11 protein-coding genes and 1 tRNA gene are annotated in these 10,743 nt (G+C 46.9%); 6 read left to right on the forward strand and 6 right to left on the reverse strand.

Annotation, left to right across the window (positions count from 1 at the left end):
• The 3 genes from QVP67_RS07110 to QVP67_RS07120 all read right to left on the reverse strand — a co-directional run.
• Positions 1-694 (reverse strand): MATE family efflux transporter (locus QVP67_RS07110; protein ID WP_288180000.1); only part of this gene is annotated, 694 nt, incomplete at its 3' end.
• 64 nt (positions 695-758) lie between these two features.
• Positions 759-1,994, reverse strand: a complete 1,236-nt coding sequence (locus tag QVP67_RS07115; RefSeq protein WP_022162877.1) for a M16 family metallopeptidase — start codon at positions 1,992-1,994, stop codon at positions 759-761.
• Positions 1,995-2,015: 21 nt separating this feature from the next.
• On the reverse strand, positions 2,016-2,855 hold the full coding sequence (locus tag QVP67_RS07120) for a peptidylprolyl isomerase (protein ID WP_022162878.1): 840 nt from the start codon (positions 2,853-2,855) through the stop codon (positions 2,016-2,018).
• 91 nt (positions 2,856-2,946) lie between these two features.
• On the opposite strand from QVP67_RS07120, the gene QVP67_RS07125 reads away from it, so the two are divergent.
• The gene (locus QVP67_RS07125; RefSeq protein WP_022162879.1) at positions 2,947-4,320 is read left to right on the forward strand and encodes a sigma-54-dependent transcriptional regulator; all 1,374 of its coding nucleotides are present in this window, start codon (positions 2,947-2,949) and stop codon (positions 4,318-4,320) included.
• Between the two features lie 469 nt (positions 4,321-4,789).
• Here the strand turns inward: QVP67_RS07125 and QVP67_RS07130 are convergent, their stop codons facing one another.
• The 3 genes from QVP67_RS07130 to QVP67_RS07140 are packed head-to-tail and all read right to left on the reverse strand — an operon-like array spanning position 4,790 to position 6,838.
• Positions 4,790-5,464 carry an RluA family pseudouridine synthase gene (locus tag QVP67_RS07130; protein WP_022162880.1) on the reverse strand — a complete coding sequence of 225 codons (675 nt, stop codon included), beginning with the start codon at positions 5,462-5,464 and terminating at the stop codon, positions 4,790-4,792.
• Positions 5,465-5,473: 9 nt separating this feature from the next.
• A complete protein-coding gene (gene fabG, locus QVP67_RS07135) occupies positions 5,474-6,220 on the reverse strand; it encodes a 3-oxoacyl-[acyl-carrier-protein] reductase (RefSeq protein ID WP_022162881.1) in 747 nt (248 codons plus the stop codon).
• Positions 6,221-6,250: 30 nt separating this feature from the next.
• On the reverse strand, positions 6,251-6,838 hold the full coding sequence (locus tag QVP67_RS07140; protein WP_022162882.1) for a TetR/AcrR family transcriptional regulator: 588 nt from the start codon (positions 6,836-6,838) through the stop codon (positions 6,251-6,253).
• Positions 6,839-7,182: 344 nt separating this feature from the next.
• Between QVP67_RS07140 and QVP67_RS07145 the strand changes: the two genes are divergently transcribed.
• The 5 genes from QVP67_RS07145 (at position 7,183) to QVP67_RS07165 (ending at position 10,499) form a co-directional block, all read left to right on the forward strand.
• Positions 7,183-7,255 (forward strand) — tRNA-Met (locus QVP67_RS07145).
• A 380-nt stretch (positions 7,256-7,635) separates the two neighbouring features.
• Positions 7,636-8,481 carry an ABC transporter ATP-binding protein gene (locus QVP67_RS07150; RefSeq protein WP_022162883.1) on the forward strand — a complete coding sequence of 282 codons (846 nt, stop codon included), beginning with the start codon at positions 7,636-7,638 and terminating at the stop codon, positions 8,479-8,481.
• 8 nt (positions 8,482-8,489) lie between these two features.
• Positions 8,490-9,308 carry a hypothetical protein gene (locus tag QVP67_RS07155; RefSeq protein WP_022162884.1) on the forward strand — a complete coding sequence of 273 codons (819 nt, stop codon included), beginning with the start codon at positions 8,490-8,492 and terminating at the stop codon, positions 9,306-9,308.
• Between the two features lies 1 nt (position 9,309).
• Positions 9,310-9,693: a GntR family transcriptional regulator gene (locus QVP67_RS07160; RefSeq protein WP_022162885.1), complete on the forward strand. Its 384-nt coding sequence runs from the start codon at positions 9,310-9,312 to the stop codon at positions 9,691-9,693.
• A complete protein-coding gene (locus tag QVP67_RS07165; RefSeq protein ID WP_022162886.1) occupies positions 9,690-10,499 on the forward strand; it encodes a hypothetical protein in 810 nt (269 codons plus the stop codon). The genes QVP67_RS07160 and QVP67_RS07165 overlap by 4 nt, the downstream gene beginning before the upstream one ends.
• Positions 10,500-10,743: the final 244 nt, after the last annotated feature.

Below are 10,743 nucleotides of genomic sequence, written 5' to 3' on the forward strand. Positions count from 1 at the left end.
CCAACCGCCACAGTCCTACCCTGTAGCGGGCAAAGCGGCGGCTGCGCCATACGATAAGGGCAAATGCTACCACCATCACGATACGCGAAAACAGCGTACTCAGCCCCGCACCCAGTAATCCCAGCTCGGGTAGTCCCAATTTACCGTTGATCAGAATGTAATTGCCTGCAATGTTCAACGCGTTGCCGCCCAGAAGCAGCCACATAGCTGTCTTTGTGTCGGTAATACCGTCGGTAAACTGCTTGAAGCCGTTGAACAACAGAACAAAAAGCAGCGAAGTAAGCAACACCAGGTAGTAAGGACGGATAAGCGGCAAAAGCTCTTCGGGCTGTCCTAAACGCCCGATATTGAAATAGAGTCCCCCCATAATCAGCGTCAGCAGTACGGCTACCAGTGCATTGGCCACCAGACTGCACAGCAAAGCCTGACCGGCTTCGGGGAAACGACGGTTACCGTAAAGCGCACCCACCACAGGCGTCAGTCCATAACTGAAACCGGTACTGAAAATGATGCATAAGTTGAAAAGATTGTTCACGAACGAAGCCGCCCCCAGTTCCTCTGTACTGTGGTGGCCTATCATCAACGTATCGGCAAATCCCAATATGATTACGCCCAATTGTCCTACCACAATGGGAAAACCTAAACGGACAAGGGCACGGTAATGACCACCGTAGGTCTGCATCCAATGTTTCATTGGTTATCTCTTTTTAGAATAAAAGTTCTTTAAGTTTCGCAAGCACATAAAAGATTGCGCAAGCCTATCCCTTCCGATAATGCAGCACCGAACAGTTTTCCTGACGGAAAGCCTGACGTGCCACAGCCTGCAACTGCCCGGAAGTCACCGCACGATAACGCTCCACCGTCCGGTTGATGTCCTCGGCCTGTCCGGTCAGCTCGTACCAGGCCAGGTTGGTAGCTACATTCAAGTAATTGATATTCCCGAATATCTGGGTAGACTCGAATTTGTTCTTCACCTTCTCCAATTCAGCAGTCTCTACGGGCTGTTGCTGCAACCGTTCCAGTTCCTTGCGTACAGCCGCCTCGGCCTGCTCAAGTGACACACCCGCAGCAGGTTTTCCGCTAATATGAAACAATCCGGCATCGCGCGACCCACTGATATAGGCATCGATACTGGAAAACAAGTTCTGCTCCTGCACAAGATGCCGGATCAGGCGGCTCGAACGACCGTTGCTGAGGATATCCGAAAGGATGTCGAAAGCATAGTAGTCGGCATCGTCCCGACTGCACATGTGATAGACCATAAACAAAGCATCCAACGGTACATTGCGTTCTACCGTCAGTCTGCGTTCCGCCTGTTGTTCGGGTTCGGCGGGCAGATGCCTTTCCGGTACATGACGGTAAGGGACAGGAGCGAACCACTTTTCGGCAAGCCGTAGGGTTTCTTCCCACGAGATGTTGCCCGTCACGGCAAGTACGGCATTGTTGGGTGCATAATACCGGTAAAAGAAATCTTCCACTTCCTGCAGCGTTGCCTGTGCAATGTGCGAAAGCTCCTTACCGATAGTGGGCCAGCGATACGGATGTACCTGATAGGCCAACGGACGCAGCAGATGTCCCACGTCACCATAAGGCTGATTGAGACAACGCTGCTTGAATTCCTCCATCACCACCTCACGCTGCACCTCCAGACTGTGCTCGCTAAAGGCTAGCCCCAGCATACGGTCGGATTCCAGCCAGAAGCCGGTTTCCACATTGGCTTTGGGCACTGTGAGGTAGTAATTAGTAATGTCGTTGTTGGTCCATGCATTGTTCTCGCCGCCGGCCAGCTGAAGCGGAGTATCGTAATCGGGGATATTCACCGATCCGCCAAACATCAGGTGTTCGAACAAATGCGCAAAGCCTGTATGCTGCGGATGCTCGTCGCGCGCACCCACATCATAGACGATATTCAGCGCAACCATCTGCGTACTGGCATCTTCGTAATGCACCAGCCGCAGACCATTGTCCAACGTATGTCTGTTGATCTTGAACATTCCCCTTTTCCCGCTTTATACTTATTCCAATACTTCCACTTTGATAATCTTCACATCCTCTTCGGGACGATCATTGCGGTCGGTCTTCACTTTCTGGATTTTGTCTACTACATCCATGCCTTCCAGCACTTCACCGAACACGGTATATTCACCGTCCAGGTGGGGTGTACCTCCTACGGTTGTGTAAGCCTTTACCTGCTCGGGCGTAAAACGGAACTCGGGCATTTTGGCAACCTCGGCTTCGGCCTGTGCAATCAAGGTATCCTGCAAGTTCATCAAGCCTTCGTGGTCGCCGCTCTTACGGAGCTTATAGATTTCCTTCATGTGCTTTTGTGCCAAGGCGTTGAATGCATTGTTCAAGCGCATCTGTCCCATCTGCTGTTCCATGCTCAGCAAAGCCGAGTCACTGTATACCTTACCCGTAACGATATAGAACTGACAACCCGACGAAGCTTTCTGCGGATTCACGTTATCACCCTGACGGGCAGCCGACAAAGCACTTTTTTTATGGAAATATTTGGGATAGACAAACTCGGCAGGAATCGTGTAGCCAACATCGCCCGAACCAAGCATTTTTCCTTTCGGCGCATTCTTCGATTCCGGATCGCCGGCCTGTATCATAAAATCCTTAATGACACGATGAAAAAGAGTCCCTTCGTAAGTTCCGTTCTCGGCCAGCTTGATAAAATTATCACGATGTTGCGGAGTCTCATTATAGAGCTTCACCACAATGTCACCGACACTTGTTTCAATCTTCAACTTTGTTTCTGTTTCCATACTTCTGTTCTTCTTGTTTCCCGGCCCGCAAGCGGTCAGCCCGCCAACCAGTAATATTAATAATAGTATAAAATGCTTTTTCATCTTACTTTTTGTTTAAATTAAGTTTGCAAATATACGACTTTCGGGCAAAACGTCTTACCTTTGTACTTTAAAAGAAGTAAAACAGAAGGCTATGAAGTCAATATTGATCGTAGAAGATGATATCACTTACGGCATGATGCTGAAAACGTGGCTCGGAAAGAAAGGATTCCAAGTCAGTTCGGCCAGCAGCATTGCCCGTGCACAAAAACTCATCGGTGAGTCGGAATGCATCGACCTGATATTGTCCGATTTGCGACTTCCCGACCGCGACGGCATAGACTTGCTGAAATGGCTGGGTGAAAAAGGCCAGTCCATTCCCCTGATTATCATGACCGGATATGCCGACATCCAGTCGGCCGTACAGGCGATGAAATTAGGTGCATGCGACTACGTGGCCAAACCTATCAATCCGGACGAACTGCTGAAGAAAATAAACGAAGCACTCAGTACACCGGCTGCCCCCACCCATCACCCCGTAACTACCAAAGAGAAGAAAGAACATCCAGCCAACCGGACAGAGCATTCGGCCTTCCATACTGATTTTCTGGAAGGAGAAAGCGATGCGGCCAAGCAACTGTACACTTATGTGAAACTGGTTGCACCCACCAACATGTCCGTACTTATCAATGGGGCAAGCGGAACAGGTAAAGAATACGTAGCCCACCGCATTCACCAGCTCAGCAAGCGGGCCGATCAACCGTTTGTGGCTATCGACTGCGGCTCCATACCCAAGGAGCTTGCTGCCTCCGAGTTTTTCGGCCACGTGAAAGGCGCTTTTACCGGCGCACTGACCGACAAGACCGGAGCTTTTGTTGCAGCCAATGGCGGAACCATCTTTTTGGACGAAGTTGGTAATCTAAGCTACGAAGTCCAGATTCAGCTGTTGCGTGCACTGCAAGAGCGCAAAATCCGTCCCGTAGGTTCAAACAAGGAAATCAACGTAGATGTCCGTCTGGTGACAGCTACCAACGAAAATCTGGAACAGGCCATCGAAAAAGGCTCTTTCCGTGAAGACCTGTATCACCGCATCAACGAATTCACCCTGCGCATGCCACAGCTGAAAGAACGTCGCGAAGACATCCTGCTCTTCGCTAACTTCTTTCTGGATCAGGCCAACCGCGAGATGGACAAACAGCTCATCGGCTTCGACGAAAAGGCCTCGAAAGCCCTGTTGGACTATCACTGGCCGGGCAACCTGCGCCAGATGAAGAACATTGTGCGCCGCGCCACCCTGCTAGCACAGGGAAAATTCATCACGCTGAACGAACTGAGCGAACTGAAGGAAATAAAAGAGCAGGCTGCCCCCGTGCCGAACATGGCCCTGCGCAACGAAGAAACTGAAAAACAGCAAATCATCCATGCCCTGCAACAGACTGGCAACAACAAGAGCCGTGCGGCACAACTGTTGGGCATTGATAGAAAAACACTCTACAACAAGCTGAAACTTTATAATATCACAGATTAAAAAAGTGTGGACTTATTCCACACTTTTTCCACAATTCCACACTTTTTCCACACTGGGATTTTTTCGCCTATTTTCCATTTTCATCTAAGTATCAGCCAATTATAGAAGAATCCTGAATCTGGCACGTATTTTGAGATTAAAATAATGTAGTGAGATGTATACACCCATCCACAACTACAGCAAAACAGGAAAAGAGTAAGCCCAAACCTAAATTATAGAATCTAAAAAAAGCAAATGAATTTATGAGATTATGACAAAGTATTAGTAGCAGCCCTGTTTATGTTTGTTTGTGGTGGTGCGTCTCTGGCCAGTCGTGGCCAGGGGCGCCCAAAACCAAGCATCAAACGAAGGTCGCCGAATAATAGTAAGCACACTGCTATATAAAAGCCGTTCCCTCCTTGTCTATTCTGGGGAACGGCTTTTATATTTTTCATCCGACCGGCGCATCATCTGCTACCGGAAATGACAATCAGATATCTGCCGGAAAGGCATGCCACAAATTACTATCGGGAACAGGCGCTACCACCTCAATAAGTTCTTTCGAAACCGGATGTACAAAACGGACCCGACGTGCATGCAGACAAATGCTTCCATCGGGATTGGAACGCGGAAAGCCATACTTCAAGTCACCACGGATGGGACAGCCCATCTTAGCCAGCTGGCAACGAATCTGATGATGGCGTCCGGTCTTCAGATCGACTTCGAGCAGACAGTAATTGTCCGAACGCCCTATCAGGCGATAGTGCAGAATGGCTTTCTTGCTGCCGGGTTTCTCTGAATCGTAAGCATAGCTCTTGTTCTGCTTCTCGTTGCGCACCAAGTAATGCACCAGTTCGCCCTCCGGCTCAGGGGGCATGTTCTTCACAATGGCCCAATAAGTTTTCTTCACCTCGCCGACTCTGAACATCTCATTCAGACGTCCAAGCGCCTTACTGGTCTTGGCAAAAACAACAAGACCGCTCACGGGGCGGTCCAAGCGGTGGGTCACACCGATAAAGACGTTGCCGGGTTTCTGATACTTTTCCTTCAGATACTGTTTGACAATCTCCGAAAGCGGCGTATCGCCGGTCTTGTCTCCCTGAACAATCTCGGAAGCGGTCTTATTGACTATAATGATATGATTGTCTTCGTACAGGACAGTCATAGGCACTGATTACATATTCATACCACCATCTACCTGAATCACCTGACCGGATACATAAGATGACATATCGGAAGCCAGGAAGGTAGCAATGTTAGCCACGTCTTCGGGCGTACCGCCACGACGCAAAGGAATCTTCTTACACCATTCAGCCTTCACCTCGTCAGACAGGGCATCGGTCATAGCTGTCATGATAAAGCCCGGAGCGATGGCATTGGCACGGATACCGCGCGAACCGAGTTCCTGTGCGATAGACTTGGCCAAAGCAATCATACCTGCCTTCGAAGCAGAATAGTTAGCCTGTCCGGCATTACCGTGAACACCTACTACAGAAGCCATGTTGATGATGCTACCGGCTTTCTGACGCATCATAATCGGAGTACAAGCATGGATAAAGTTGAACGCCGACTTCAGGTTGACGTTGATTACCATATCCCATTGTTGTTCGCTCATACGCATCATCAAACCGTCGCGAGTGATACCTGCATTGTTAACCAGAATATCAATGCGGCCAAAATCGGCGTGTACAGTTTCAACAACCTTAGCTGTATCTTCGAAGCTGGCTGCATTCGAAGCATATCCTTTGGCCTTTACACCCAACGCTTCAATTTCCTTAACTGTAGCTTCGGCATTTTCATCGATCACCAGGTCGGTGAAAGCGATATTGGCTCCTTCTTGAGCAAACTTCAGAGCGATAGCCTTACCGATGCCACGAGCGGCGCCGGTGATAAGGGCTGTTTTTCCATTTAATAATCCCATAATTGTAATTGATTTATGAATGATTGATAATTATACTTTCTTTCCCAAGGCACCCAATACCAGACGTGTCACATAACGGTCACGCGTATCATCGTCCAGATTGGCACCGACATGCCCCCGAATATAAGGTGCCTCAATACCCTTTATACTGTAATGCATGATTTCGGCTGTCATGTCCAAATCGTCGATATCGAACACGCCTTTCTCCATTCCTTCGCGCAAGACATCCCTGAAAATCAATATTTCATTGGCATCGAAGCGCTTACGGACTTTCTCAACCCGCCATATATCGCGGAAGAAATTGGCACGCAACGTACCGTTACGGTAAACCACCTCTTTCACCGCATCCAGATGGGTATAAATCATTTCCATCAGTTTCAGATCGGGCGAAATATCCTTCTCGACTACGCGTTTCATCATGTCCGAAAGGATATCGAGTTCCGACTCGACAACAGCCATGTAGATGTCTTCCTTACTTTTAAAATAGGTATACAGCGTACGTCGGCCTTTCTTGGAAGCGAGGGCGATATCATTCATCGTGGTATTCTCCACCCCCATCTTTGCAAATAGCTGACGAGCTACATCCACTAACTTGGCTTTTGTCTTCGATACGGTCATAGGTTAATTGCACATTGCTTAATAATTTGAGCAAAAGTAAGACTTTTCCGCATATATTACAAACAAATAAAGCAATTAATACCAATCTGGAGTTGAAATACATGCTTCGGACGCAGATGGCACAGATAAACATGGAATTTATAATTCGCCCCATATTGAAGCAACGCTTATACGGACAAATCTCATTGAACATCGCATCATCTTCGTCTGAAAAAATTTGCCTGCTCATACAGATAATATCTTCCCAAGTATTGCCTCCATTATCAACCAGAAAAAAAATATTCTGCAAAAAATTTGCATATTCAAATAAAATCCGTACCTTTGCACTCGCAAATGAGAAACATCGCGGAGTGGAGCAGTTGGTAGCTCGTTGGGCTCATAACCCAAAGGTCGTCTGTTCGAGTCAGGCCTCCGCAACTAAATATAGAAAGAAAGGTGACCCGCAAAGGCCACCTTTTTTGTTATATCCCTCCTTTCCTTTCGTGGGGCAGTGAGCCACTCAATCTGCCTGCCACATAAGAAAATCCTCAGCAATACACTTGCCCATCCCCACTGCCTATTATAATAAGGTGGAAGTATCCTTCTGCCGTAAAACCCTACCGCATTCCAATACCACGTTCCCCCAAAAAAGAACTTTTTTATGCGCGAACTATTGTTTTTCTAAAAATCCTCTTTATATTTGCAGTGTACTATTATACTAATACACTTAATCAGCAGAAGGAAAGGCAAAGATACAGGTTGATAAGGCCTGCACTTGTATCTTGGAGCCTGACATCTGACTTTAAACAAATTACGGTATGTTGCAAGTAAAAAACATTTCATTCAGCTATCACCGCAAGAAAAAAGAAGTCTTACACGACTTCTCGCTTGCGCTGGAAAAAGGAAAGGTCTACGGGCTGTTGGGCAAGAACGGTACCGGTAAATCTACACTGCTCTACCTGATGGCAGGTCTGCTTACTCCGAAGAGTGGAGAGGTTACGTTTCACGACTTAAATGTCCGCCGGCGGTTACCTGCCACTTTACAGGATATGTTTCTGGTTCCGGAAGAATTCCAGCTTCCGGCTATCTCACTGGTAAGTTATATCGAACTGAACAGTTCGTTCTATCCGAAATTCAGCAAAGAAGACATGGTGAAGTATCTGCACTTCTTCGAAATGGATCTGGATACTGACCTGGGCAGCCTGTCAATGGGACAGAAGAAAAAAGTCTTTATGAGTTTCGCCCTTGCCACCAACACTTCGCTTCTGCTGATGGACGAGCCGACCAATGGTCTGGACATCCCCGGCAAAAGCCAGTTCCGTAAATTCATCGCATCGGGCATGTCGGACGAACGAACCATTGTGATTTCTACCCATCAGGTACGCGATATAGACAAGGTACTGGACCACGTACTGATTATAGACAACAGCCGCATTCTGCTTGATGCATCGACAAGCGATATCTGCGACAAATTCATGTTTGTAGAAAGCGACGACCGCACGCTGGCCGCACAGGCTCTATACACGCTGCCATCCATACAGGGCAATTATCTGATGTTGCCTAATACAGACGGTGAAGAGACTGAGTTGAATCTGGAATTATTGTTTGGTGCAACCCTGTCCCTGCCGGAACAGATTGCCAAGATGTTTCACCCCACAAAATAGCAAAGAATATGATAAAAGATACTTTTTTCAGCATGCCTCGCTTTGCCAGCATCTGTCGCAAAGAGATGGTGGAAAGCTGGCGCCCCAACCTGCTCCGTTTCGTCATGATGTACGGCATCATGGCCATCATTCTGATATGGGGAGGTTATTTGCAATACTCAAGCGAACTGCCCGGAAGTCATTATTCCGAAGACATCATGTGGAACATGACAGTGACATTGTTTGTCATAGCCATACATATCATGGGAATGCTGAGCGCTTCTTTCGTCATGGAACGGATGAAAAGTAAAACCGGACGGATAAACATCCTGATGACACCCGCCACCATGTTCGAAAAGTTTCTCGCACGATGGCTGATATATACTTTTGCCTTTCTGGTATGCTTTCTGATAGCATTCAAGCTGGCCGACTGGACACGCGTAGTGATTTACAACATCTTCTACCCGGACATCGAACCGATAGCTCCCGTGCCCTGGGATTATTTTCTGAAATCGGGATTCTATCAGGCTAAATCAAGCATCAGTATCAACATAGCCGCTTATTTCTGCCTGCAATCTTTCTTTGTTCTGGGCAGCGTCATCTGGCCCAAACGCTCGTTTGTCAATACTTGCGTAGCCCTTGTGTGTATCAGCATTGCATACATCACGGTAGGAGTTATTGTTGCAAAAATCTTTGCAGAAAAATATATAGAAGAACCAAACGGAATATTTAGCTCAGAAGATTCTTTCAGTTTTGTTGTCATTAGCTTATGTTCATTCATTGCCCTGTTCAACTGGACGCTCGCTTATTTCCGTTTCAAAGAATCAGAAATCATAAATCGCTGGTAACATGAATTTTAAAGAAAGCAAAGCCATCTATCTGCAAATTGCAGACCGCATCTGCGACGAAGTATTACTCGGAAAATACGGGGAAGACGAACGCATACCATCGGTCAGAGAATATGCAGCTGTGGTGGAAGTTAATGCCAATACCACTATGCGCTCGTACGACTACCTGCAATCGCAAGGAATCATCTACAACAAGCGTGGCATCGGCTACTTTGTTTCACCCGGCGCATCCAAACTGATACTTTCGCTACGACGCGAATATTTTCTGAAAGAAGAAGCCGACTATTTCTTCAAGCAAATGTACACCCTCGACATTAAGCCTGAAGAACTCTCGGCCATGTATCAAGAGTTTATAAAGAATAAAAATAAAGAAAACGAATTATGAAACGTACCACATATATTATAATAGGAATGCTGTTTGCCGGAGCAATACTGGTGATTGGCACCCTGACATCTATTTTCAGCACAGGTATCACCTGGGAAGAATCCTTTTTAGACATCAAAGGAGAACGGACAAGCAAACAAATGCCCGAATGCAGAGTTGTACACTTGATGTCGAAGGTGGAAGCAAAGGATCTCGAAGAAAGGTATGTCAGCTTTGACCAGACAACACTGAAAATCGGCCCAACCGATTCACTGACCGGCAGCCTGACATACACTTCCGAATTAAACAATTACATGGAATGGAAGACTGCAGGCGACACCCTCCAAATTTATTTCTCGTTTCCGACAGACAAACTGGCTCCACAATACCAAAAAATGAAATGGCTGAGAGTACGTTCCGAAGCTATCCAAATGAATATTCCCCAAGGAGTAGAGGAAATCATCTCAGAAAACTATAACATGCATACACAGTTCGCCGACCTATCCCGCGATTCACTTGCGTTCAAGACCCAAGGTACAACGATCATTAATGATTGCCAGATAAAATCCCTTTCAGCCAAGGCTCCTACCTTGCACTTCCAGAGTGGACAGGTAGATAGCTTGTATCTCAATCTTGACTTTATCACAGAGTGGACAGTTGACTCAGATTCATTCCATATCGACACCGAACACCTTAGCGGCTCATACGAACCTAACTGTTATTTGCAAAAAAATGAATGCCGCCAGGTGCTCTGGACTCCGCTGAGCGGAAAAGCCCAACTGCACATCAAGCTGAAAGAAAAAGCCAGAATCAACGTCATAGAGTAAAGCATTATCCACGCTTTATATCGTTCCGGTGGATCACTTACAGTAGAATCAATCAAGAAACAAAAACGAAAGGCAACGCTGCCACTGAACCCTTCTCCTTCATCAGATTACGGTTTCAAGGGCAGCGTTACTTTTATATACTTATTCAGCCTGTACAATATTCTATTTCCCGATCCTTAGCCAGTCTGACTCACAGCCTGGTTAATCTTCTCCAGCCAATTTTGCCTATTATCCTTCTAAAACT

Origin of the sequence: Bacteroides sp. CAG:633, from assembly GCF_000435115.1 — a bacterium.
Taxonomy (GTDB): Bacteria; Bacteroidota; Bacteroidia; order Bacteroidales; family Bacteroidaceae; genus Bacteroides; species Bacteroides ndongoniae.

Coding starts and splice junctions, on each gene's coding strand:
- QVP67_RS07115 (WP_022162877.1), bottom strand. CDS start 1,994: ATGTTCAAGATCAACAGACATACGTTGGACAATGGTCTGCGGCTGGTG.
- QVP67_RS07120 (WP_022162878.1), bottom strand. CDS start 2,855: ATGAAAAAGCATTTTATACTATTATTAATATTACTGGTTGGCGGGCTG.
- QVP67_RS07125 (WP_022162879.1), top strand. CDS start 2,947: ATGAAGTCAATATTGATCGTAGAAGATGATATCACTTACGGCATGATG.
- QVP67_RS07130 (WP_022162880.1), bottom strand. CDS start 5,464: ATGACTGTCCTGTACGAAGACAATCATATCATTATAGTCAATAAGACC.
- fabG (WP_022162881.1), bottom strand. CDS start 6,220: ATGGGATTATTAAATGGAAAAACAGCCCTTATCACCGGCGCCGCTCGT.
- QVP67_RS07140 (WP_022162882.1), bottom strand. CDS start 6,838: ATGACCGTATCGAAGACAAAAGCCAAGTTAGTGGATGTAGCTCGTCAG.
- QVP67_RS07150 (WP_022162883.1), top strand. CDS start 7,636: ATGTTGCAAGTAAAAAACATTTCATTCAGCTATCACCGCAAGAAAAAA.
- QVP67_RS07155 (WP_022162884.1), top strand. CDS start 8,490: ATGATAAAAGATACTTTTTTCAGCATGCCTCGCTTTGCCAGCATCTGT.
- QVP67_RS07160 (WP_022162885.1), top strand. CDS start 9,310: ATGAATTTTAAAGAAAGCAAAGCCATCTATCTGCAAATTGCAGACCGC.
- QVP67_RS07165 (WP_022162886.1), top strand. CDS start 9,690: ATGAAACGTACCACATATATTATAATAGGAATGCTGTTTGCCGGAGCA.